Below are 22,349 nucleotides of genomic sequence, written 5' to 3' on the forward strand. Positions count from 1 at the left end.
CCACCTTAACGGAGAACCATCATGGTCAGTGCCGTACTTCACTCACCGCTCGAACTCGATCCCCCGCACGATCCGCAACTGGCAGCCCAGGCGGCCAATGATGCGCTGCTCGAAACCTCAAAAGAGATAGCGGCTGGCACAGAACTTGTAAAGGCTGAAGTGCAAAAAGATATCAAACCCAAAGCGATAGTCACGGCTCCGGTTGCGGTGGCACCCAGCCGCTTGCGCCAATGGGCTGAACAGCTATTTGCTCAGGTCCTGCCGCCGCTGCTGGGGCTGGCGCTGCTGGTCGGGCTGTGGTCGCTGGTATCGAGCAGCACAGGCAAGAGCATTCCGACCCCGGCCGAGACTTGGGAGCAGGCCCTGCAGGTGTTCAGCGATCCCTTCTACCGCAACGGGCCCAACGACCAGGGCGTGGGCTGGAATGTGCTGTCCTCGCTGCAGCGTGTGGCCCTGGGCTTCGGTCTGGCGGCACTGGTCGGCATCCCTTTGGGCTTTGTGATCGGGCGCTTCGGCTTTCTGTCGCGCATGTTCAATCCCTTGATCAGTCTGCTGCGCCCGGTCTCGCCGCTGGCCTGGCTGCCGATCGGCCTGCTGGTGTTCAAGGGAGCCAATCCGGCAGCCATCTGGACCATCTTCATCTGCTCGATCTGGCCCATGGTCATCAATACCGCCGTGGGCGTGCAGCGTGTGCCCCAGGACTATATGAATGTGGCGCGCGTGCTCAATCTGTCGGAGTGGAAGATCGCCACCACCATTCTGTTTCCAGCCGTGCTGCCCTATATGTTGACGGGCGTGCGCCTGGCCGTGGGCACGGCCTGGCTGGTGATCGTGGCCGCCGAGATGCTGACGGGCGGAGTAGGCATAGGTTTCTGGGTCTGGGACGAGTGGAACAACCTCAACGTAAAGAACATCATCATCGCCATCTTCGTGATCGGCATCGTGGGCCTGGTGCTGGAGTGGGCCCTGGTCAAGCTGGCTTCGGCCTTTACGTTTGAAGAGGTCAAGACTTAACCCACCCCTGAGCCGCGCCTTCGGGCGCGTCACCCCCTCAAGGGGGGCACCACCGGTGGCCCGGCAAAGCCGGCGCCACGGTGGCCTCGGAAAAAAGCAAGGAGTACCTCATGCATACATCTCTCAGCACCAAGTACATCGAGATCCACGGGGTGGAGCAGACCTTCAAGACCGCCAAGGGCCTGTTTCCCGCGCTGCGTGACATCAATCTGAACATTGCCAAGGGCGAGTTCGTCAGTCTCATCGGGCATTCGGGCTGCGGCAAGTCGACGCTGCTCAATCTGATTGCCGGTCTGACCATTCCCACGGGCGGTGCACTCCTGTGCGCCAACAAGGAAATCAAGGGCCCAGGCCCCGAGCGTGCGGTGGTCTTTCAGAACCATTCGCTGCTGCCCTGGCTGAGCTGCTGGGGCAATGTGCACCTGGCCGTGGAGCGTGTCTTCGGCAAGTGCGAAAGCAAGGCACAGCTGGCGCAGCGCACCGATGCGGCGCTGGCCATGGTGGGCCTCAGCCATGCGGCGCAAAAGCGCCCCGGCGAAATCTCGGGCGGCATGAAGCAGCGCGTGGGCATTGCGCGTGCCCTGTCCATGGAGCCCCAGGTGCTGCTCATGGACGAGCCCTTCGGTGCCCTCGATGCCCTGACGCGTGCCAAGCTGCAGGACGAGTTGCTGGAGATCGTGGCTCGGACCCAGAGCACGGTGGTGATGGTCACGCACGATGTGGATGAGGCCGTACTGCTGTCCGACAAGATCGTGATGATGACCAACGGTCCCGCTGCCACGATTGGCGAGGTGCTGCATGTGGCACTGCCACGCCCGCGCAGCCGGGTGGAGCTGGCCGAGGATGCCCGGTATCAAAGCTACCGCAAGGCGGTGATCGACTTCCTCTACACGCGCCAGGGCCACGTGGAGAAGGCGGCCTGAGTCCTGGCCTCGATGTCTGCTGCATGGCGCCTTGGGGCGCCATGTTTGTTTGGTGCACAGCAAAGCGGCAAACAGGCACAAAGATGGTGCATCTCTTTCTTGCCTGCCGCATTCCGCGAGATGGCAGAGCTGGCACGGCAATTGCATGTTCTCAATCGTGGCCAAGGTCGGCCACAGGGTGATGGTGCAAGGCTGGACCACAACCCAAAAGACAAAGACGTCTACATGCTCATGCAAGTCATGAAGCATGCAGACGTCTTTTTTGTTGCCGGGCCGTTTCAGGACACAAGCGCCTTTTTGGAGGTGCTGCTGCCAAATGCAGCGGTTCTGCGCGGAAGGCCTTTTTCGCAAGCCCACGGGGACTCAGATGAAAAAATCCAAACTGGTCATGATTGGTAACGGAATGGCGGGCGTGCGCGCGCTGGAAGAGCTGCTGGCCATTGCCCCCGATCTGTACGACATCACGGTCTTCGGCGCCGAGCCGCATCCCAACTACAACCGCATTCTGCTGTCGCCCGTGCTCGCCGGCGAGCAGACGCTCGGCGATATCGTGCTCAACGACTGGTCCTGGTACCAGGACCACCATATCCTGCTGCACGCCGGCTATACCGTGACGGCGGTGGACCGAGCCCGGCGCATGGTACATGCGGTCAATGCCCTGGGTGAGACCGCCAGCGCCGAGTACGACCGCCTGATCATGGCGACAGGCTCCAAGCCCTTCATCCTGCCCATTCCCGGCAAGGACCTGGAGGGCGTGCTGGCCTACCGCGACATCGCCGATACCGAGGCCATGATCGAGGCGGCCAAGACGCTCAAGCATGCGGTGGTGATCGGCGGTGGCCTGCTAGGACTGGAAGCGGCCAACGGCCTCATGAAGCGCGGCATGCAGGTCACCGTGGTGCATGTCGGCGACTGGCTGATGGAGCGCCAGCTCGACGATCAGGCGGGCCGCATGCTGCAGAAATCGCTGGCCGAGCGCGGCATGCAGTTCTGCATGCAGGCGCAGACCCAGGAGCTGCTGGGTGATGCAGACGGCCGCGTGCGTGCCGTGCGTTTCAAGGACGGCAGCGAGATCCCGGCCGAACTGGTGGTGATGGCCGTGGGCATTCGCCCCAGCACCGAACTGGCCGAGTCCATGCATCTGCATGTGAACCGCGGCATCGTGGTCAGCGATACGCTGCAGACCGTGACCGATCCTCGCATCTATGCCGTGGGCGAATGCGCGGCACATCGAGGCATTGCCTACGGGCTGGTGGCGCCCTTGTTCGAGCAGGGCAAGGTGCTGGCCAACCATCTGGCGGAGTTCGGCATCGGCCGCTACCTGGGTTCGCTGACCTCGACCAAGCTCAAGGTCACGGGCATCGATCTGTTCTCTGCAGGCGACTTCCAGGGCGGCGGCGATACCGAGGAAATTCTCATGAGCGACCCCTATGCGGGGGTCTACAAAAAGCTGGTCATCAAGGACGACAAGCTGGTCGGTGCCTGCCTGTACGGCGACACGGTGGACGGCAGCTGGTACTTCAAGCTGCTGCGCGAGGGCCGCAGCGTGGCCGATATCCGCGACAAGCTGATGTTTGGCGAATCCAATCTCGGCGACACCGGCCACCAGGGGCAGAGCAAAGCTGCGGCCATGGCCGACGGCGACGAGGTCTGCGGCTGCAACGGCGTGACCAAGGGCGCGATCTGCAAGGCCATCAAGGACAAGGGCCTGTTCAGGCTCGATGATGTGCGCAAGCACACCAAGGCCAGTGCCAGTTGCGGCTCCTGCACGGGACTGGTGGAGCAAATCATCATGTTCACGGCCGGCGGCGACTACTCGGCGGCCCCCAAGACCAAGGCCATGTGCGGCTGCACCGACCACGGGCACCAGGCCGTGCGCGACGCGATCGCTGAGCACAAGCTGCTGAGCACCGATGCGGTGTTCCGCTTCATGGAGTGGCGCACGCCCAATGGCTGTGCCTCCTGCCGCCCGGCCGTCAACTACTATCTTGTAAGCACCTGGCCCAAGGAAGCCAGGGACGACCCACAAAGCCGCTTCATCAACGAACGCAGCCACGCCAACATCCAGAAAGATGGAACCTACAGCGTGATTCCGCGCATGTGGGGCGGCGAGACCACGGCCTCCGAGCTGCGCCGCATTGCCGATGTGGTGGACAAATACCAGATCCCTACCGTGAAGGTCACGGGCGGTCAGCGCATCGATCTGCTGGGCGTGAAGAAGGAGGACCTGCAGGCCGTCTGGAACGATATAGGCATGCCCTGCGGCCATGCCTATGCCAAGGCGCTGCGCACGGTCAAGACCTGCGTGGGCAGCGAATGGTGCCGCATGGGCACGCAGGACAGCACCCAGATGGGTAAGGACCTGGAGCGCGCCATGTGGCGCATGTACGCCCCGCACAAGGTGAAGTTCGCCGTCAGCGGCTGCCCGCGCAACTGCGCGGAGTCCGGCATCAAGGATGTGGGAATCATCGGTGTGGACTCGGGCTGGGAGATGTATGTGGGCGGCAACGGCGGCATCAAGACCGAGGTGGCGCATTTCTTCACCAAGCTCAAGACCGCCGAAGAGGTGATGGAGTACACGGGCGCCTTCATGCAGCTGTACCGGCTGGAAGGCTGGTATCTGGAGCGCACGGTGCACTACATCAATCGCGTGGGTCTGGACTATGTCAAGCGCCGCATCCTTGACGATGCCGAGGGCCGCAGGGCGCTGTGGGAGCAGCTGCAGTTTGCACTGGACGGCGAGCCCGATCCCTGGTTCGAAACCGACAAGGCGTCCGTGGATACGCGCCAGTTCCAGCCATTGATGGCTGCGCAAACCGAAAGCGCTAGCGTCTGATCACAAGCACCGAGGAGCCAGAAATGAGCGAATGGATTTCTATCTGCACGATGGACGACATCCCCGTGCAGGGGGCCCGCCGCGTGGCGCGGGCCAAAGGTCTGGATGTGGCCGTGTTCCGCAATGCCGACGACGAGGTGTTCGCGCTGCTGGACCGCTGCCCGCACAAGGGCGGACCGCTGTCGCAAGGCATTGTGTTCGGGCGCAGCGTGGCCTGCCCGCTGCACAACTGGACGATTGCGCTCAGCACCGGCGAGGCGGCGGCGCCCGATGAGGGCTGCACGCCTTATTTCAGCGTGCGTGTGCAGGACGGCGAGGTGCAGCTGCGCGCCGACGAACTGGCCAGCCGTGCCCTGGAGCAGACCCGCCCGCATGCCGGTCCTGCGCATTGCGCAGCCAGGTCCGGCTGTGCTGCGGCCTAGCGTCTGATAGTTATGAATCGAGTAGCAGCATGCGCTTGATAGCCGGGCGCTGCGGCGCAATTTCACTGAAAGTCTGCCATGCGTGAGACCCGATCCACCTGTCCCTATTGCGGACTCGCCTTCGGCGGTCCGCGTTGCGGCGGCCCGCGTAGGAGTGAATCTGAACGCCGCGGCCTCTCTCTGGTGACGCCATGAAAGAAACCAAGTCCACATGTCCCTATTGCGGTGTCGGCTGCGGCGTGGTCATCGAGTCCGATGGCCTGCAGATTACCGGCGTGCGCGGCGACCCCGAGCATCCTGCCAACTTGGGCCGTCTGTGCACCAAGGGCAGCACCCTGCATCTGACGGCCGCGCCCGCCTATGCCCAGCAGGCCCGTCTGCTGCAGCCCATGCGCAGGCTGCAGCGGACATCCGCGCCGCAGGTCGCGAGCTGGCATCAGGCCCTGGACGAGCTGGCGGCGCGCATTGCCGGCATTCGCGCCGCCCATGGGCCCGATGCACTGGGCTTCTATCTCAGTGGCCAGTTGCTGACCGAGGACTACTACGTCTTCAACAAGCTGGTCAAAGGCTTGTTGGGCACCAACAATCTCGACACCAATTCGCGCCTGTGCATGAGCAGCGCCGTGGCTGGCTACAAGGCCACGCTGGGCTCCGATGCACCACCGGCCTGCTATGAGGACATAGATCTGGCCGGCTGCCTGTTCATCACGGGCAGCAATATGGCCTGGGCGCATCCCATCCTGTTCCGGCGTGTGGAGGAGGCCAGGGCCCGCAATCCGCAGCTCAGGATCATCGTGGCCGATCCGCGCCGCACCGAGACCGCAGAGCTGGCCGATCTTTATCTGCCGCTGCAGCCGGGCAGCGATGTGATGCTGTTTCATGGCCTGCTGCACATCATGCTGTGGGAGGGCTGGACGGACAGCGCCTTCATCGCGCAGCACACCAGCGGCTTTGCACAGCTCAAGGAGCTGGTGCGCGAAGCCACGCCAGAGAAGGTCGCCGCCGTCTGCGGCCTGCCCGTGGCGGACCTGTACCGGGCGGCGAGCTGGATGGCACTGGGTGGTGCCGAGGAGCCGACGGACGCGCGTCGTCCATCGCTCAGCCTGTACTGCCAGGGCCTGAACCAGAGCCGCAGCGGCACGGCCAATAATGCTGCGCTGATCAATCTGCATCTGGCGACAGGCCAGATCGGCAGGCCTGGCGCGGGGCCTCTGTCGTTGACGGGCCAGCCCAATGCCATGGGCGGGCGCGAGGTGGGCGGACTGTCCAATCTGCTGAGCGCGCATCGCGATCTTTCCAACGCAGGGCACAGGGCCGAAGTGGCGCAGCTATGGGGTGTGGAGTCGATTCCCGCGCAGCCCGGCAAGTCCGCGCTGGAGATGTTCGAGGCTGCCGCCGACGGGCAGATCAAGGCCTTGTGGATTGCCTGCACCAATCCCGCGCAGAGCATGCCCGAACAGGCCATGGTGCGCAGGGCGCTGGAGCGCGCCGAGCTGGTGGTGGTGCAGGAGGCTTTTGCAGCGACCGAGACCACGGCCTATGCCGACTGGCTGCTGCCTGCCTCCACCTGGGGCGAGAAGCTGGGCACGGTCACGAACAGCGAGCGGCGCATCTCGCGGGTGCGCGCTGCAGTGGTCGCGCCGGGGGCGGCACGCCATGACTGGCAGATAGGCGTGCAGCTGGCGCGGCGCCTGGAGCAGCATCTGCGGCCCTCGCTGCCAACCCTGTTTCCCTATGACACTGCGAATGCCGACGCGGGTGCCGAAGCCATCTGGAACGAGCATCGCGAGTCCACACGCGGGCGCGATCTGGATATCACGGGTCTGAGCTGGCCGTTGCTGGAGGTCAAGGGACCCCAGCAATGGCCCATGCCCCAAGGCGCCAGCCAGGGCCGTCAGCGTCTGTATGGCGACGCAGTCTTTGCAACCGATGACGGGCGCGCACGTTTTGATGCCCAGCCCTGGCAGGCGCCGGCCGTGCCGCGCGATGCGCGACATCCGTTCAGCCTCAACACCGGCCGCCTGCGCGATCAATGGCATGGCATGACGCGCACCGGCCAGCTGGGGCGCCTGTTTGCCCATGTCAGCGAACCGCAGTTGCAGGTCGGCCCTCAGGACATGCAGCGGCTGCAACTGAAGGACGGCGACCTGGTCCACCTGTCCAACCGCTATGGCGCCATCGTGTTGCCCGTGCAGGCGGACCCGGGCTTGCAGCCCGCACAGCTCTATCTGCCCATGCACTGGGGCAGCATGTATCTGAGCGGTCTGGGCTCCAAGGGGCAGCGGCTTGCGGGCGTCAACGCCCTGACCACGCCCGAGCGCTGCCCGCGCTCCAAGCAGCCCGAGCTCAAGCATGTGGCCGTCAAGCTGCTCAAGGCCGAGCTGCCCTGGACTTGTCTGGGCATGGCATGGCTGGATGAACAGCAGGTGCAGTCGGTTCGCCAGGCTTTGACCGAATTGATGGCCGAGTTCGACTTCGCCAGCTGCGTGCTGTTCGGGCGCGCCGTGCCGCTGGAGCAAGCGGATCAGGGCCGCACCGGCGTGCAGTTCCGCGCGGCGGCCTATGCGCAGCCCAGCGCCGAGGTGCTGGCGCGGCTGCATGGTCTGCTGCAGCTCGATGGCCCGCAGGCCATGCGCTATGCCGACGCGCGTCGCCAATGCAGCCGGGCCATGGCGATAGGCCGGCAGACCGAGGAGCCCAGGCTCGATGCCTTTTTGCTCTGTGGTGATGCCAGCGCCGGCCGCTGGCTGGGGCCGGTACTGCGCGACGAACAATCGGTGCAAAGCTATGGGCGCCTGCTGCTGTCCTCGGGTGCCAGGCCACCAGCCGCCATGCCGGCCCGGTCGCCGCAGATCTGTGCCTGCATGAATGTGGATGAGGCCAGCATCAGCTCGGCGCTGGCCATCTGCGAGGGCTCCGCCGACGATCGGCTCGCGCAGCTCAAGTCTTCTCTGGGTTGCGGCACGCGCTGCGGCTCCTGTATTCCCAAAATCAAACAACTGGTACATGCGACGTCTGCACCGCAGTCGGCAGCCCTGCCGGTTGCCTCCTAGATTTTGATGTCCGGCAATGCATATGAAAGGCCAGCCATGACAAACAGCCATGCCACTTCCCTGCCGCCCGTGGGCCGCTGCTATCTGGTCGGTGCCGGCCCCGGTGATCCGGAGCTGCTCACGCTCAAGGCGCTGAGACTGATTCAGTCCGCCACGCTGCTGCTGGCGGACGACCTGGTGTCTGCCGATATCGTGAAGCTTGCCAGCGCTAGCGCCCGCGTCGTCCATGTGGGCAAGCGCGGCGGGCGCGAGAGCACCTCGCAGGAGTTCATCGAAAAGCTCATGATCATGGCGGCCCGCCAGGGCGAGCTGGTGGTGCGCCTCAAGGGCGGCGATCCCTTCATCTTTGGCCGCGGCGGTGAGGAGGTCGAGCATCTGCGCCGGGCCGGAATCGCCGTGGAAGTGGTCAACGGGATCACCGCAGGGCTGGCCGCTGCCACCAGCCTGGGCGTTGCGCTGACCCATCGTGACCATGCCCATGGCGTGGTGTTCATCACCGGTCACGCCAAGCCAGGCAGTGCCGGCCATGACTGGCAGTTGCTGGCCGGCACGGCACGGATGCTGGGGCTGACGCTGGTGATCTACATGGGCGTTGCCACTGCCGCCCTCATCCAGCAGCAGCTGCTGGCCGGCGGACTGCCAGCTTCTACGCCAGTGGCCCTGGTCCAGAACGCCAGCCTGCCCGCACAGCAACAGATACTGACCGATCTGGGGCAGATGACGCAGGCGCTGGCTGCCAGCGGACTGGGCAGCCCCTGCGTGTTCGTGGTGGGCGAGGTGGTCAGGCTGGCCGCGTCGTCCGCCGAGGGCCTGGGCGGGCTGCTGGAGCAGGCGCAGCTGCGCCGCGCCGTGGGCGCATGAGGCCGATTGCTGACAGCTGTCTCCCTTTTGTCTGAGTGCCGAGCCTGCATGACTAGAATTTGTCCGGTAACCCCTGAACATTTGTCACACCCGGCCTCGTCAGTCTGCAGGGGGATAGTGGCGGCCGACACCTATGAGTCATGCGATGAGCACTGCATATCCCGATACCCAGCTTTTGATCGACGGACAGTGGCAGGACGCTGCCAGCGGCAAGAAAATTGATGTGCGCAACCCTGCAAGCGGCGAGGTGATTGGCCGTGTGGCCCATGCGGATATTGCCGACCTGGACCGCGCCCTGGCGGCGGCAGACAAGGGCTTTCAGGTCTGGCGCAAGGTATCTGCCCATGAGCGCGGCGCCATCATGCGCCGTGCCGCAGCTCTGCTCAAGGAGCGTGCCGACGAGATCGCCGCGCTGCTGACGCAGGAGCAGGGCAAGCCGCTGGCCGAGGCCAAGGTGGAAATCATTGCCGGCGCCGGCATCATCGAATGGTTTGCCGACGAGGCCCTGCGTGTCTATGGCCGCATCGTGCCTTCGCGTCGCCCCGAGCAGCAGCAGCTGGTGATCAAGGAGCCCGTGGGGCCCGTGGCTGCCTTCACGCCCTGGAACTTCCCCGTCAACCAGATCGTGCGCAAGATCGGCGCGGCCCTGGCTTCGGGCTGCTCCTTCCTGGTCAAGGCGCCCGAGGAAACCCCGGCCTCGCCCGCAGCCCTGCTCAAGTGCTTTGTCGATGCCGGCATTCCTGTCGGTGTCGTGGGCCTGGTCTATGGCAACCCCGCACAGATTTCTGAATATCTGATTGCCCACCCCGTGATCCGCAAGGTGACCTTCACGGGCTCCACGGCCGTGGGCAAGCAGCTGGCGGCGCTGGCCGGCCAGCACATGAAGCGCTCCACCATGGAGCTCGGCGGCCATGCCCCCGTGATCGTGGCCGAGGATGCCGATGTGCAACTGGCCGTCAAGGCCGCGGGTGCGGCCAAGTTCCGCAACGCTGGCCAGGTCTGCATCTCGCCCACGCGCTTTCTGGTGCACAACAGCGTGCGCGAGGAGTTCACGCGTGCCATGGTGGCCCATGCCGAGGCATTGAAGGTCGGCAACGGCCTGGAGCAGGGCGTGCAGATGGGCCCGCTGGCCAATCCGCGCCGCGTGACGGCGCTGACCCAGCTGATCCAGAACGCCGAGCAAAGCGGTGCCAAGCTGATGACGGGCGGCGCATCCTTTGGCTCTGCCGGCAACTTCTTTGCGCCCACGGTGCTGGCCGACGTGCCTTTGACGGCCGATATCTTCAACCAGGAGCCCTTCGGCCCCGTGGCGGCGATTCGCGGCTTCGACAGGATCGAAGACGCCATTCAAGAGGCCAATCGCTTGTCCTATGGCCTGGCCGCCTATGCCTTCACGCGCTCGCTCAAGACGACGCACCAACTGTCGCAGGATGTGGAAGCCGGCATGCTGTGGATCAACCAGCCGGCACTGCCGTCTGCCGAGCTGCCCTTTGGCGGCATCAAGGATTCGGGCTATGGCTCCGAAGGCGGCCCGGAGGCGCTGGAGGCCTACCTGGTGGCCAAGGCCGTGGCGATCAGCTGCGTTTGAATCTGCAAGGCATCTGATGCAAGGCCACCCTCGGGTGGCCTTTTTTCATGGGAGGTGTATGCCGTGGGGCTTATGGAGACTGTTTGTTGATCGTTATTCCATAAATGAATAGCGGTGGCTAGAATCGACGGTTTTTTACATTCGACAACAAATTCCAGCCCGCGCCATGCCATTGCACTCCACGGTTTCCCAGATCCATCCTCCAAGTTTTGTTCTTCGCCGCAGCTGGTTGTGGGGCGCGCTGGCCATCGTGCCCATGGGCACGGCCTGGGCCCAGGTGGCAGCTGCGGGCGCAGCCGAAGCCGCCAGCCAGACTTTCACGCTGGGGACGGTGGAAGTCAGCGCGCGGCGCGAGGCCGAGGAGCTCGGGGCCGGCGATATGCAGCGCGTGGGCAGTGCCGAGATGGAGCGCAGCAACGCCAGCACCGTGGCCGATGCCGTGCGCAATCTCCCTGGCGTGAGCCTGTCGCGCAACAACCGCAACGAGGAAATGATCAGCCTGCGCGGCTTCGACTCGCGCCAGGTGCCCATCTTTGTGGATGGCGTGCCGCTGTACGTGCCCTATGACGGCTATGTGGATCTGGGCCGCTTCACCACCTTCGACCTGGCCGAGATCAATGTGGCCAAGGCCGGTGCCTCGCTGCTGTACGGTCCCAATACGCTGGGCGGTGCAGTGAATCTGGTCACGCGCAAACCGGTCAAGCCCTTCGAAGGCGATGTGCGCCTGGGTGTGGGCAGCGGCAGCGAGCGAAGGGCGAGCTTCAACCTGGGCGGTAATCAAGGCAGTTGGTACTACCAGCTGGGTGCCTCCTACCTGGATGCCGACAGCTTTCCTCTGCCCCGGGGCTTCAGGGATTACAAAAAGCAGCCCACCGATACCGGCAGCAAGCGCGAGAACGCGGACCGCACCGACAAGCGCCTGTCCTTCAAGCTGGGACTCACGCCCAATGCCACGGACGAATACGCCATCGGCTATGTGCGCCAGGAAGGCGAGAAGGGCAATCCGGTCTACACGGGTCAGTCCACGCAGAAGAACGCCGTGCGTTACTGGCGCTGGCCCTACTGGGACAAGGACAGCCTGTATTTCCTGAGCACCACCCGTCTGAACGGCAGCAATGTGCTCAAGACGCGCCTCTACCACGACACCTACAAAAACGGTCTCGACATGTACAAGGACGCCAGCTACACGGCCCACGATCCGACCAGCAGCTACAAGGATGTGAGCAAGGGGGCCAGCGTGGAGTGGGTCAACTACGCCTTCTCCGGCCACGAGCTGCATGCGGCCTTCCACTACAAGCAGGACGAGCACACCGACGTGGCCTCGGGCAAGGACCCGCAGAAGCACTACCGCGATGTGACCACCTCGCTGGTGCTCGAGGATCACATCGCCCTGGCCGAGCGCTGGCGCCTGACGCTGGGCCTGAGCCATGACCAGCGCGACGCCAAGCAGGTCTACCAGTGGCCCACGGGCTCGACCAGCGCCACCAACGGCTTGGCACGCCTGAGCTATGCGCTCACGGCCCAGGGCGACGAGGTCTATCTGATTGCCTCGCACAAGACCCGCTTTGCGACCATCAAGGACCGCTATTCGGCACGCATGGGCACGGCCCTGGCCAACCCCGACCTCAAGCCCGAGGTGGCCAACCATCTGGAGCTGGGCCTGAGCGGCAAGCCCTGGCAGGGCGGCAAGGGCCAGGCGGCGCTGTTCTACAGCCGGGTGCGCGACCAGATCCAGACCATGGTCGTTGACTCCACGGCCTGCGGCGGCAAGACCTGCAACCAGGCGCAGAACGTGGGACGCACGCGCAATGCCGGTTTTGAGGTGTCGCTGGCGCAGCAACTGTCGGCCCAATGGGCTCTGCATGCGGGCTACACCTATCTGAGCCGCACCAATCTCAGCGACCGCAGCATCACGCTGACGGACACGCCGCGTCAGCGCCTGACGGCGGCCCTGCAATGGAATCCGCAGGCCCAGTGGCAGCTGCGCGCCGAGCTGGAGGCAGAACAGGGCCGCAAGGTGCCGCTGTCGGCCAGCGGCCAGGCCCAGGTCTATCAGATGGCCGGCTACGGCGTGGCCAATCTGCGCGCGCGCTATCTGCCGCGTCCGGACACCACGCTGGACTTCGGCGTGGCCAATCTGGGCGACAAGTGGTATCAGCTGGCGGACGGCCTGCCCATGCCGGGGCGCAGCTGGTATGTGAACCTGGGCTACCGGTTCTGATGGTCATGCAAAACCTGCTTCGGACATCGCTGGCACGGCGTGACTGGCTGCGGAGTCTGGCTGCCCTGGGCATGGCGGCCGGTGGCCCGGCCCAGGCGGTGGCGGTGGGGGCACAACCCGCTTCGGGCACCGGCGTGCAGGTGGCGGCCGTGGGCGGACTCGTGCTGTGCGGCGTGTGGCCGCGCGTGGCCGAGCAGGCCAGCCAGGCCCTGGCCATGCCGGTCACCACCGTGGCGGCCGCGCCCAAGGAGGGCGTGGTGCCCGCCTTCGCGCGCGGCGAGGCACAGATGCTGCTGATCCACGCCAGCGACGAAGCCATGGCACTGGAGGCCAGTGGCATGGCTGGCGCCGCGCGCGTCTGGGGCTGGAATCAGCATGTGATTGCCGGCCCCGCTCATGACCCCGCCGGCGTGCGTTCGGCCGCTGACGGCACGCAGGCGCTGCGGCGCATTGCCGAAACCGGCTCGCCCTTCATCGCGCTGCGCGATCCCGGCAGCTATACGGTGGTGCAGCGTCTGTGGCGGCGCGGCGGCATACGACCCGATGCGCGCTGGCTGCGCGCCGACACCGGCCCGAGATCACAGGCCGTGCTGGAGCTGGCGGCGCGCGAGCAGGCCTATGCCGTGGTCGGCCATATTCCCCTGGCCTTCGGCAAGATGGGCGCCCCTGGCATAGAACTTCTGCTGCATGGTGATCCGCTGATGCGCAGACCCTATGTGCTGCTCACGCCCGGTCCGCGCCATCCGGCCACGCCGGAGCAGCGCCGGGCGGCGGGCCTGCTGGCCGAGTACCTGCTGTCTGCGGCCGGCCAGCATGCGCTGGAAGCGGCCAGCGGCGCGGGCGGCCCCTGGGTGTTTGGGCGCGACAGCGTGCCCGCCGGCATGAGCGCCGGTGCAGATGGACAGACTTGAGCGAAGGAGCAGCATGAGCACCGCTATGACGCCGCCGCTGGCGGCATTGATTTACCCCGATGAGCGGCACGATATCGAGGACTTGCTCGAAGGCGTGGCGCGGCGGCTGCAACAGTCGGGCCGGCAGGTGGGCGGGCTGGTACATCGCCAGAGTCGCTATGCCAATGGCAACAAGTGCATGCGTCTCGTGGATCTGCGCAGCGGCCAGCAGTTCGAGATGACCGAGGACCTGGGGGCGTCTTCGCAGGCCTGCAGCCTCAATCCGCAGGCCCTGGCCCGGGCCAGCGTGGTGCTGCGTCAGGCACTGGCCGATGGTGTGGAGCTGGCCGTCGTCAACTGCTTCGGCCAGCTCGAAGCCGCCGGCGGCGGGTTTGTCCAGGAGATCGCCGCTTTTGTCGAGGCCGGCATTCCCGTGATCACGGCCGTGGCGGCCCGCCACGAGGCCGGCTGGCAGAGCTTTACCTGCGGCGCCTTCGTGCGCCTGCGGGTCGACGAGCAGGTACTGCTGCACTGGTGCCGGCAGCAGCTGGCACGCGAAGACAGGGAAGACCTTGCATGCTGACGCGGCGCCAGTGGCTGCAGGCCGGAGCTGCGACGCTGGCCTCGGGCCTGTATCAGGGCGGGGCCTGGGCGCAGGATGGCGGCTCGGTCATCGCAGCCCGCTTTGGCTCGCTGCCGGCACGGCCGGGTCGCGTTTTCGCTTCGGGTCCGCCGGCCGGCGTGCTGCTGGCCGCGCTGGCGCCGCAGCAACTGCTGGGCTGGCCCATGCAGCTCGGCGATGCGGCGCGCGCCCATCTGGGGTCGCCGCTGCAGGCATTGCCCTATCTGGGACGCCTGTCGGGGCGCGGCAGCACGCTGCCGCTTGAAAAGCTGCTGGCGCTGCAACCCGATCTGGTGCTGGACTCCGGGACCTCCGACGCCACCCATGTCTCTGCCATCGAACGTCTGGCGCGCCAGACGGGCCTGGCATGCGTGCTGGTGCAGGGCAGCCTGAGCGACCATGCGCGCCAGCTGCGCGAGGTCGGAGCTTTGCTGGGTGCAGCCGAGCGTGGCGAGACCCTGGCCCGACATGCCGATGAAGTGGCCAGGCTGGTGCGCGCCGTGACTGCTGAGCTGGGTGAGCAGGCCCGGCCGCGTGTCTATCTGGGGCGCGGCGCCAACGGCCTGGAAACCGGGCTGGCCGGCTCCATCAATGTCGAGGTGATCGAGTATGCGGGCGGCCGCAATGTGGCGGCCCAGGCCGGCAGGGGCGGACTCACGCGCGTCTCCATGGAGCAGATCCTGGCCTGGGACCCCGAAGTCATACTGACCCAGGAGGCGGGTTTTGCCGAGCGTGTGCGCCAGGACCCCTTGTGGCGCGGCATCAGCGCCGTGCGCAGCGGCAGAGTGCACTGTGCGCCCGTGCTGCCTTTCGGTTGGCTGGACGGCCCGCCCAGCGTGAACCGGCTGATCGGCGTGCGCTGGCTGCTTGAGAAGTTGCATCCTGGCCGGCCCGCGCGGCATGGCGCCAAGCCCCTGGAGCAGGCGGTACGCGAGTTCTATGCACTGTTCTATGGCATCCAGCTGTCGCCGGCGCAGTTGCAAGCGCTGCTGCAGGCGGCGCGCTGAATGCATGGGGCTGGCATGAACTCATTCGATATCAGCGAAGGCGCTCAAAGCCCGAAAGAAGCGGGAAGCTTGGAAAGCGCGGCATCAAGCAATGCCTCCGGGCATAGTCGCCAGCGCAGTCATCTGCGTGTGGGCATGGGCTGGTGGCTGGCCCTGGCCCTGCTGGCTCTGGTGTTGCTCTGGGCGCTGGGTTCGGGCCAGTTTGCGCTGGCACCGGCACAGCTGGCCGAAGCGCTATGGGCACGGGCCACGGGGGCGGCTTCGCCGCTGCCGTCAGCGGCCGAAACCGTGCTCTGGAACATCAGGCTGCCGCGCATCGCAGCCGGCATGGCGGTCGGCGCGATGCTGGCTGCAGCCGGTGCGGCCTACCAGGGCATGTTTCGCAACCCGCTGGTCTCGCCTGACATCCTGGGCGTTTCGGCCGGTGCCGGCCTGGGTGCCGTCATCGCCATCTATCTGGGCCTGTCGATGTTTGCCGTGCAATGGCTGGCCTTTGGTGGCGGTCTGATCGCCGTGGCCGTCGTGGTGGCTATCAGCGCCTGCGTGCGCAGGCACGATCCGGTGCTGGTGTTGGTACTGGCCGGTATTGCACTGGGCGCCCTGCTGGGGGCCGGCATTGCCCTGATCAAGACCCTGGCCGACCCGAACACCCAGCTGCCGTCCATCACCTTCTGGCTCATGGGCGGCCTGTCGGCCGTGACGCTGCAGGAAGTAGCCGCCACGGCGCCCGTGATGCTGGCGGCCCTGCTGCCTTTGCTGCTGCTGCGCTGGCGCATCAATCTGCTGGCCCTGCCCGATGAGGAGGCACGGGCTCTGGGCGTGCCGGTCGGGCGGCTGCGCCTGGTGCTGGTGGTCTGCGCCACGCTGGGCACGGCGGCTGCTGTGTCGCTGGCCGGCATCATCGGCTGGGTCGGACTGGTGGTGCCGCATGTGGCACGCCTGCTGGTCGGCCCCGATTTCGTGCGCCTGCTGCCGGCCTCGGCCCTGCTGGGCGCGGGCTTTGTGGTGGCGGCCGATACGCTGGCCCGCAGCATGGCGCGCATCGAGCTGCCGCTGGGCATTCTGACGGCCCTGGTCGGCGCACCGTTTTTTCTCTATCTGCTGGCCCGCACGGGCCGCCGCGAAGGAGATGTCTGATGACGGTGCTGGACTTGCAGGGTGTGAGCACCGGCCATGGCCGCAGCGTGGTCAGCGAAGCGGTGGATCTGTCGATTGACGCGGGCGAGGTGCTGTGTCTGCTCGGCCCCAACGGCTGCGGCAAGACCACGCTGTTTCGCACGGTTCTGGGCCTGTTGCCGCCGCTGGCGGGCCGGGTGCTGGTGGAGGGCCAGCCGGTACAGCACTGGCCGCGCGCGGAGTTCGCGCGCCGCGTCGGCTATGTGCCCCAGGCCCAGGCCGGAGTGTTTGCCTTCGAGGCTCTGGACATGGTGCTCATGGGACGCGCCGCGCGCCTGCCCCTTCTGGCCAGGCCGTCCGGAGCGGACCGGGCCATGGCACTGGCCTGCATGGAGCGGCTGAAGATCTCCCATCTGGCCGCGCGCCGCTACACCGAGCTCAGCGGCGGCGAGCGGCAACTGGTGTTGATTGCACGCGCGCTGGCGCAGGAGCCGGCGCTGCTGGTCATGGACGAGCCCACGGCCAGCCTGGACTTCGGCAACCAGATCCGCGTGCTGGAGCAGATCGGGGCGCTGAGCGCACAGGGCATGGCCATGCTGTTGTCCACCCACCAGCCAGAGCATGGCTTGCGCGTGGCCAGCAGGATCGCTCTGCTGGGCCATGGTCGGCTGCTGGGCGTGGGCGAGCCGCGCGCCGTGGCCACGCCCGCAGCGCTGGCTGAGCTCTATGACGTCAGCGAGGCGGCGATTGCCGCCCATCTATCGGGCGGCCGCTGAAGTGGTCAGCGCAACGCGGCGCTGGAGGCAAAGAAGGCCGGATGCTCGCGGATGTCCTGGGCGGCCAGCCGCAGTTGCAGCGCCTGCTCGGGCTGGCGCTGCTGTATGCGCCGGGCCAGGCCTTGCAGCAGTGGCACGGCCCTGGCGGGAGCGCTGGGCAGTTGTTGCAGTCTCTGCAGCGCGCTGCGCACACCGCGCAAGGTGCTTTCGGACAGGAGTACATCCGCCTGCAACTGGTGCAGGATCAGCACGGCCTTGCCCACCCGCAGCGCGGCCAGACCGCAGTCGGCCGCGTCCTGCACGGCGGGGGCGCTGACTTTTTCGGAGGCGCGCACCAGGCGCAGCAGGCGGTGATAGAGGCGGGCGCGCCACACGCGCACGTCTCGGGCGTGCACCGGGGCGCAGGCCATGTCCTGCAGCTCATGAACCATCATGGCGCGCAGGCCGTTGAGCCTGCCTTGCGCGGTGACGGGCAGGATGAAGCGATAGGCCGCCCAGCCGGCCAGCGGGCCGGTGACGATGGCAAAGGCCATGGACAGCGAGTGGCCCACATCGAGCTGGTAGGGGAAATGCGGCGACAGCGCCAGCAGGATCACCATATTGCAGTCAAAGCCGTACAGCGTGGTGCGGCGGTGGCTGAGCAGCAGGGCGCCAAGGAAGATGAAGGGCAGCATCATCAGCACCATCTGCAGCTGGCTGTTGGCGAACGGCCAGGCAAACCACTGGCAGACCAGCGCCACGCCCGCGCCCATGGCCTGGCCCAGAATCACAAAGCGCATGGTGAAGGCAGGGTTCTCGAACGAGGAGAACACGGTGATCATCACCGACAGGCCCAGCAACATATAGGCGCCGCCATGCCAGCCCGTGACCACCCAGATCAGGCCGACCAGAAAAATGGAGCTGAAGGCCCGCAGCATGGCCCGGCGCGCGCCCACCCAGTCGCTGTGCAGGACCACGGGCAACTGGCGTGCGCGATGGTGGGCTGGCAGAGTCAGGTCGCTGGCAGCCACAAAGTGGGCCTGCAGGGCCAGGCCGATATTGCCCAGAATCTCCTCGGCATGACCCCAGCCTGCGGCGGCGCTGCGGGCCGTGGCAATGGCGTCGATGGCGGCCAGCGGTGCGGGCTGGGTTTCGAGCAGCATGGCGGCCTGCTCCAGCGCGGCCGTCATGGCCTGGGCCTGCGCAGGCGTGAATGCCGGGGTGATGGTCTTGCCCGTGCTGTCGCGCAGCCAGAGCAGGGCCGAAATCTGGGTGTTGATCAGGCGGCGCAGCGCCCGCACGGCGCGGCGCGAACGCTGCGAGCCCGCGGCATGTGGGTCCAGCCCTTCTTCGATGGCAGCCATCACGGCCAGTCGCTCAGCCAGGTCCCTGGGGCTGAGGGCGCTATGCCCGCTGGCCGTGGCCTGTGCGGCGTCCGCGATGTCGCGCAGCAGGCGGGCGCAGAGTCGCCGTACCCTGCCGTCGCCGGGGATTTCAGCGCCCACGGGCGTGAACAGCCAGCCCACGACGAGGGCGGCAGCCACGCCGGTCAGCGCGGTGAACAGGCGATCCCAGCCCAGCGCGTAGACATGGGCGGGGTTGCCGTTGTCCAGCAGGGCCACCATGGAGGCCGAATAGCCGGCCAGCATGGTGCCGTAGGAGGCAAAGCTGCGCTGCAGATTGCCCAGGCCCGCGCAGATGCCTATCCACACCGCCAGCCCCGTGACCAGCCAGAGCAGATCGCCATTGGCCACCAGCACCAGCACCACGCCGGCGGCCGTGCCGACCAGCGTGCCCGTGGTACGGAAAAAGCTTTTCTCCAGCAACTGGCCGCGCAGCGGCTGGGAGGCGGCCCAGACCGTCATGCCCGCCCATTGCGGATGTTCCAGCCCCAGGGCCCAGGCAGCGAACACGGCAAGACAGGCTGCAAAAGCCGTGCGCAGATGCTGGCGCAGGCGGGCGCTGTCAAAGCCCCATAACGTGGCGCGCTCCAGCAGGCGGTCGTAGGCAGCCACGCTCATGCGCGCTCCTCGGTACCGGGATGGACTTGGGCTGAGCGCTGCTCGTGCATCTGCTCGATGCGGGCGCGAATCTTGTTGACGCCGTCCAGCATGGCTTCGACCTCGGAGTCCTTAAGGTCCTGCAGCAGGCTGAGCTCGGCCTCCAGCATGGTGGCGCGGACATGGTCCACGGCGCTATTGCCTTCGGCCGTGAGAAAGATGCGCTTGCTGCGGCGGTCGGCCACATCGGCTCGGCGCTCCACCCAGCCCTTGCCCTCGAGAATGTCCAGCAGGCGCACCAGGCTGGAGCCATCGAGGCCCACGCGCTCGGCCAGCTCCTTTTGCGTCACGCCGTCGCCCCAGGCGCGCAGATGCAGAAGCGGCGTCCAGGTGGCGTCGGTCAGGCCGCTGGCCGCCAGCTGTTCTTCGACAAAACGCCGCCATTGGCGGGTCAGGGTGACCATGAGAAAGCCCAGGCGGTCGCGGGAGGGAGCATCGGCAAAAGACATGGCCGAATTTTGATGCTTGCTCAATTAATTTGCAATTCAAACTAATTGAATCTACATTTATAGCAAGGGTATTCCCTTGTATTCATGCAAAAAAAGAGAGCGACAAGCGCTCTCTTTCAAAGGGTTTCAGACCTGTAAATGTTCTATTTCTAATCCAGTCAGGCGCAAGCCGCTATCAAAACAGTGTTGGAATCCAGAGGTTCAATGCCAGGCCGGCGACCAGCAACCAGGCGAACAGAGCCAGGGCCAGAATCAGCGGCCGGGTGCCGGCAGCACGCACCGCGCGGATATGGGTGGTCAGGCCCAGAGCGGCCATGGCCAGGGCCAGCAGCGCGTTGTCGAGTTGAATGCCGACGCTGACCACTTCCTTGGGCAGCACGCCCAGGGAGTTGACGCCAGCCATGGCCACAAAGCCCACGGCAAACCAGGGAATGGTGATCCGGTTGCCGGGCTGGCCGTTGTTCACACCCAGGGTCCGTTCGCTGCGTGTCAGCCACATGGACAGCACCAGCAGGAAGGGCGCCAGCATCATCACTCGCACCATCTTGGCGATCACGGCCGTGTCCGCAGCTTGGCTGCCTATGGCTTCGCCGGCGGCCACGACCTGGGCCACCTCATGCACGGTGGAGCCGACGAAAACGCCGTACTGCTGCATGCTGGTGTCTATCCAGCCGTACTCGGCATTCCAGTGGAACAGCGCCGGGTAGAGAAAGGTGCCGATGGTGCCGAACACCACCACGGTGGCCACGGCCACGGCCACGTCCTCGGCACGGCCCTTGACCACGGGTTCGGTGGCCAGCACAGCGGCAGCGCCGCAGATGGAGGCGCCAGCCCCCACCAGCATGGTGGTGCGCTTGTCCATTCCCAGCAGCTTCTGGCCTATCCACTGCGCCAGCAAAAAGGTGCTGGACAGCACCAGCGCATCGATCACCACACCGGCCATGCCGACCTGGCCTATGTCCTGGAAGGTCAGGCGCAGACCGTAGAGCACGATGCCGGTGCGCAGCAGACGGGCCTTGGTGAAGGCGATGCCGCTGGCACACTGGCTGGCGATGGCCGGATAGACGGTGTTGCCGATCAACAGGCCGATGATGATGGCCAGCGTCAGCGCGCTCAGGCCGTTGTTCCTGATGGCCGGAAACTGCGCGGCCCAGGTGGCCACGGCAGCGATGGCGCCCGCCAGCAGCAGGCCGGGAATCATCCCTCCGGTCTTGTGCATCCAGCCTTGCGAGGGTGCGGAGTTTTTCAGTGTTGTAGTGTTCATCGTGACCTTTCGCAGCAGGCAAGACAACAGGTCTGATTGCCGGCATGGAGATCACTTTAGATTTCCTGGTTATATTTGTATAACTAATAGTTTTTGTAAGATCAACCTATAAAACAGGTAGATTGAGCTCTCTGCATCCTGCGATTCGACTCAATCATTGACTGGATGAGCCGGTGCCGTAGGGGCCGGGCCGCCCATTTTTTGCTGGTAGGCCAGGGCTCCTGGCGAGCCTGCTGTCATCGATACGAATATACGAATCATCGTCATGCTGCACCTCACCTTGCGTCAGTTCGAGATCTTCTGCGCCGTGGCTCAAAGCGGGACCACGGTGGCTGCCGCAGAGGCCGTAGCGCTTTCGCAGTCGGCCACCAGTGCCGCGCTGCAGCAGCTGGAGCAAGGCCTGGGCGTGCAACTGTTCGAGCGCGTGGGCAAGCGCCTGGTGCTCAACGATGCGGGTCGTGCGCTATTGCCTCAGGCCCTGAGCGTGCTGGAGCAGGCAAGAGGCATAGAGCAGACGTTTTCCGCGCGTGCGGCCAATATGCCGGTGCGCCTGCGCGTGGCGGCCAGCACCACCATCGGCACCTATGCGCTGCCCGAAGTGCTGGCGCGGCTGGCACGCTCGCATCCGCTGGTGCGCGTGGACCTGCAGATCGCCAATACCCAGGAAGTGGGCGAAGCCGTGCTGGCCATGGAGGTCGACATGGGCCTGATCGAGGGCAGCAGCCACTGGCAGGGGCTGGAGGTCGAGCCCTGGCTGCGTGACGAACTGGTCATCGTGGCATCGCCGCAGGACCCGCTGGCCGAGCAGGCGCGCAGCAAGCCGCTGGGCGTGGCGGCGCTGCGCAAGGCGGCATGGCTGCTGCGCGAGGCGGGCTCAGGCACGCGCGAGATGGTCGAGCATGCGCTGCTGCCGCATCTGCATCAGCTGCCTGCGACCGCCACGCTGGGCAGCTCCGAGGCGATTGCACGCTGTGTCGAGCAGGGGCTGGGCATCAGCTGTCTGTCGCGCGTGCTGGTGCAGTCACAGCTGCAGGCTCGTGCGCTGGAGATTCTGCCCACCACCTTGCCGCGCATGTGGCGCAACTTCTCTCTGGTGCAGCGCGCCGGAAAGCGCCGCTCGCCTGCGCTGCAGGCCTTTGTCGATGCCTGCAAGGCCGGCGAGCAGGCGTCGCTCGAACCGTCCGCAGCCCAAGCTCCAAACATGCTGTAGCGCTTGAATGACAGTCGCAGGTAGCTATGTTTTCTTGACAATGATTTTGCTTGCGGCG

18 protein-coding genes are annotated in these 22,349 nt (G+C 65.9%); 15 read left to right on the forward strand and 3 right to left on the reverse strand.

Annotated elements, in window-relative coordinates; all coding sequences use genetic code 11:
- Positions 1-21 precede the first annotated feature (21 nt).
- From ntrB to MPZ60_RS03215, 14 genes are all read left to right on the forward strand, one after another.
- Positions 22-1,014, forward strand: a complete 993-nt coding sequence (gene ntrB / locus MPZ60_RS03150; RefSeq protein WP_034357280.1) for a nitrate ABC transporter permease — start codon at positions 22-24, stop codon at positions 1,012-1,014.
- A 110-nt stretch (positions 1,015-1,124) separates the two neighbouring features.
- Positions 1,125-1,937 (forward strand): ABC transporter ATP-binding protein, encoded by an 813-nt coding sequence (locus MPZ60_RS03155; protein ID WP_034357282.1) that lies wholly within the window; start codon positions 1,125-1,127, stop codon positions 1,935-1,937.
- 12 nt (positions 1,938-1,949) lie between these two features.
- Positions 1,950-2,336 (forward strand): hypothetical protein, encoded by a 387-nt coding sequence (locus MPZ60_RS03160; protein ID WP_131324689.1) that lies wholly within the window; start codon positions 1,950-1,952, stop codon positions 2,334-2,336.
- Positions 2,305-4,773 carry a nitrite reductase large subunit NirB gene (gene nirB / locus MPZ60_RS03165; protein ID WP_034357679.1) on the forward strand — a complete coding sequence of 823 codons (2,469 nt, stop codon included), beginning with the start codon at positions 2,305-2,307 and terminating at the stop codon, positions 4,771-4,773. Before MPZ60_RS03160 ends, nirB begins: the two co-directional genes overlap by 32 nt.
- 23 nt (positions 4,774-4,796) lie before the next feature.
- Positions 4,797-5,195, forward strand: a complete 399-nt coding sequence (gene nirD, locus MPZ60_RS03170) for a nitrite reductase small subunit NirD (protein WP_034357284.1) — start codon at positions 4,797-4,799, stop codon at positions 5,193-5,195.
- A 191-nt stretch (positions 5,196-5,386) separates the two neighbouring features.
- Complete coding sequence (locus MPZ60_RS03175; protein ID WP_034357287.1) at positions 5,387-8,248, forward strand: nitrate reductase; 2,862 nt, start codon at positions 5,387-5,389, stop codon at positions 8,246-8,248.
- A 36-nt stretch (positions 8,249-8,284) separates the two neighbouring features.
- On the forward strand, positions 8,285-9,109 hold the full coding sequence (gene cobA / locus MPZ60_RS03180) for a uroporphyrinogen-III C-methyltransferase (RefSeq protein ID WP_034357289.1): 825 nt from the start codon (positions 8,285-8,287) through the stop codon (positions 9,107-9,109).
- A gap of 145 nt (positions 9,110-9,254) precedes the next feature.
- On the forward strand, positions 9,255-10,697 hold the full coding sequence (locus MPZ60_RS03185) for an NAD-dependent succinate-semialdehyde dehydrogenase (RefSeq protein WP_034357294.1): 1,443 nt from the start codon (positions 9,255-9,257) through the stop codon (positions 10,695-10,697).
- A 256-nt stretch (positions 10,698-10,953) separates the two neighbouring features.
- Positions 10,954-12,918 (forward strand): TonB-dependent siderophore receptor, encoded by a 1,965-nt coding sequence (locus MPZ60_RS03190; protein ID WP_052057644.1) that lies wholly within the window; start codon positions 10,954-10,956, stop codon positions 12,916-12,918.
- Positions 12,919-12,923: 5 nt separating this feature from the next.
- Complete coding sequence (locus MPZ60_RS03195; protein ID WP_242607096.1) at positions 12,924-13,829, forward strand: substrate-binding domain-containing protein; 906 nt, start codon at positions 12,924-12,926, stop codon at positions 13,827-13,829.
- Positions 13,830-13,854: 25 nt separating this feature from the next.
- On the forward strand, positions 13,855-14,391 hold the full coding sequence (locus MPZ60_RS03200; RefSeq protein ID WP_080746186.1) for a DUF2478 domain-containing protein: 537 nt from the start codon (positions 13,855-13,857) through the stop codon (positions 14,389-14,391).
- Positions 14,385-15,437 carry an iron ABC transporter substrate-binding protein gene (locus tag MPZ60_RS03205; protein WP_034357301.1) on the forward strand — a complete coding sequence of 351 codons (1,053 nt, stop codon included), beginning with the start codon at positions 14,385-14,387 and terminating at the stop codon, positions 15,435-15,437. The genes MPZ60_RS03200 and MPZ60_RS03205 overlap by 7 nt, the downstream gene beginning before the upstream one ends.
- A 135-nt stretch (positions 15,438-15,572) precedes the next feature.
- Positions 15,573-16,574 carry an iron ABC transporter permease gene (locus MPZ60_RS03210; RefSeq protein ID WP_080746190.1) on the forward strand — a complete coding sequence of 334 codons (1,002 nt, stop codon included), beginning with the start codon at positions 15,573-15,575 and terminating at the stop codon, positions 16,572-16,574.
- On the forward strand, positions 16,574-17,329 hold the full coding sequence (locus MPZ60_RS03215; protein WP_034357303.1) for an ABC transporter ATP-binding protein: 756 nt from the start codon (positions 16,574-16,576) through the stop codon (positions 17,327-17,329). Before MPZ60_RS03210 ends, MPZ60_RS03215 begins: the two co-directional genes overlap by 1 nt.
- Before the next feature lie 5 nt (positions 17,330-17,334).
- Here the strand turns inward: MPZ60_RS03215 and MPZ60_RS03220 are convergent, their stop codons facing one another.
- The 3 genes from MPZ60_RS03220 to MPZ60_RS03230 all read right to left on the reverse strand — a co-directional run bounded on the left by MPZ60_RS03220 (position 17,335) and on the right by MPZ60_RS03230 (position 21,081).
- Positions 17,335-19,329, reverse strand: a complete 1,995-nt coding sequence (locus tag MPZ60_RS03220) for an FUSC family protein (protein WP_034357306.1) — start codon at positions 19,327-19,329, stop codon at positions 17,335-17,337.
- Positions 19,326-19,817: a MarR family winged helix-turn-helix transcriptional regulator gene (locus MPZ60_RS03225; protein WP_034357685.1), complete on the reverse strand. Its 492-nt coding sequence runs from the start codon at positions 19,815-19,817 to the stop codon at positions 19,326-19,328. The genes MPZ60_RS03220 and MPZ60_RS03225 overlap by 4 nt, the downstream gene beginning before the upstream one ends.
- Positions 19,818-19,992: 175 nt before the next feature.
- The gene (locus MPZ60_RS03230) at positions 19,993-21,081 is read right to left on the reverse strand and encodes a YeiH family protein (RefSeq protein ID WP_034357308.1); all 1,089 of its coding nucleotides are present in this window, start codon (positions 21,079-21,081) and stop codon (positions 19,993-19,995) included.
- A gap of 265 nt (positions 21,082-21,346) precedes the next feature.
- On the opposite strand from MPZ60_RS03230, the gene MPZ60_RS03235 reads away from it, so the two are divergent.
- Positions 21,347-22,291, forward strand: a complete 945-nt coding sequence (locus MPZ60_RS03235; protein ID WP_034357310.1) for a LysR family transcriptional regulator — start codon at positions 21,347-21,349, stop codon at positions 22,289-22,291.
- Positions 22,292-22,349: the final 58 nt, after the last annotated feature.

The sequence above is a fragment of the Comamonas sp. 7D-2 genome (assembly GCF_022749555.1).
GTDB lineage: Bacteria > Pseudomonadota > Gammaproteobacteria > Burkholderiales > Burkholderiaceae_C > Comamonas > Comamonas thiooxydans.

Excerpts from the sequence above, each read along its gene's own strand:
- nirD (WP_034357284.1), top strand. The coding sequence starts at position 4,797 with ATGAGCGAATGGATTTCTATCTGCACGATGGACGACATCCCCGTGCAG.
- MPZ60_RS03205 (WP_034357301.1), top strand. The coding sequence starts at position 14,385 with ATGCTGACGCGGCGCCAGTGGCTGCAGGCCGGAGCTGCGACGCTGGCC.
- ntrB (WP_034357280.1), top strand. The coding sequence starts at position 22 with ATGGTCAGTGCCGTACTTCACTCACCGCTCGAACTCGATCCCCCGCAC.
- MPZ60_RS03190 (WP_052057644.1), top strand. The coding sequence starts at position 10,954 with ATGGGCACGGCCTGGGCCCAGGTGGCAGCTGCGGGCGCAGCCGAAGCC.
- MPZ60_RS03215 (WP_034357303.1), top strand. The coding sequence starts at position 16,574 with ATGACGGTGCTGGACTTGCAGGGTGTGAGCACCGGCCATGGCCGCAGC.
- MPZ60_RS03185 (WP_034357294.1), top strand. The coding sequence starts at position 9,255 with ATGAGCACTGCATATCCCGATACCCAGCTTTTGATCGACGGACAGTGG.
- MPZ60_RS03235 (WP_034357310.1), top strand. The coding sequence starts at position 21,347 with ATGCTGCACCTCACCTTGCGTCAGTTCGAGATCTTCTGCGCCGTGGCT.
- MPZ60_RS03160 (WP_131324689.1), top strand. The coding sequence starts at position 1,950 with ATGTCTGCTGCATGGCGCCTTGGGGCGCCATGTTTGTTTGGTGCACAG.
- nirB (WP_034357679.1), top strand. The coding sequence starts at position 2,305 with ATGAAAAAATCCAAACTGGTCATGATTGGTAACGGAATGGCGGGCGTG.
- MPZ60_RS03230 (WP_034357308.1), bottom strand. The coding sequence starts at position 21,081 with ATGAACACTACAACACTGAAAAACTCCGCACCCTCGCAAGGCTGGATG.
- cobA (WP_034357289.1), top strand. The coding sequence starts at position 8,285 with ATGACAAACAGCCATGCCACTTCCCTGCCGCCCGTGGGCCGCTGCTAT.
- MPZ60_RS03195 (WP_242607096.1), top strand. The coding sequence starts at position 12,924 with ATGCAAAACCTGCTTCGGACATCGCTGGCACGGCGTGACTGGCTGCGG.
- MPZ60_RS03200 (WP_080746186.1), top strand. The coding sequence starts at position 13,855 with ATGACGCCGCCGCTGGCGGCATTGATTTACCCCGATGAGCGGCACGAT.
- MPZ60_RS03225 (WP_034357685.1), bottom strand. The coding sequence starts at position 19,817 with ATGTCTTTTGCCGATGCTCCCTCCCGCGACCGCCTGGGCTTTCTCATG.
- MPZ60_RS03175 (WP_034357287.1), top strand. The coding sequence starts at position 5,387 with ATGAAAGAAACCAAGTCCACATGTCCCTATTGCGGTGTCGGCTGCGGC.
- MPZ60_RS03210 (WP_080746190.1), top strand. The coding sequence starts at position 15,573 with ATGGGCTGGTGGCTGGCCCTGGCCCTGCTGGCTCTGGTGTTGCTCTGG.
- MPZ60_RS03220 (WP_034357306.1), bottom strand. The coding sequence starts at position 19,329 with ATGAGCGTGGCTGCCTACGACCGCCTGCTGGAGCGCGCCACGTTATGG.
- MPZ60_RS03155 (WP_034357282.1), top strand. The coding sequence starts at position 1,125 with ATGCATACATCTCTCAGCACCAAGTACATCGAGATCCACGGGGTGGAG.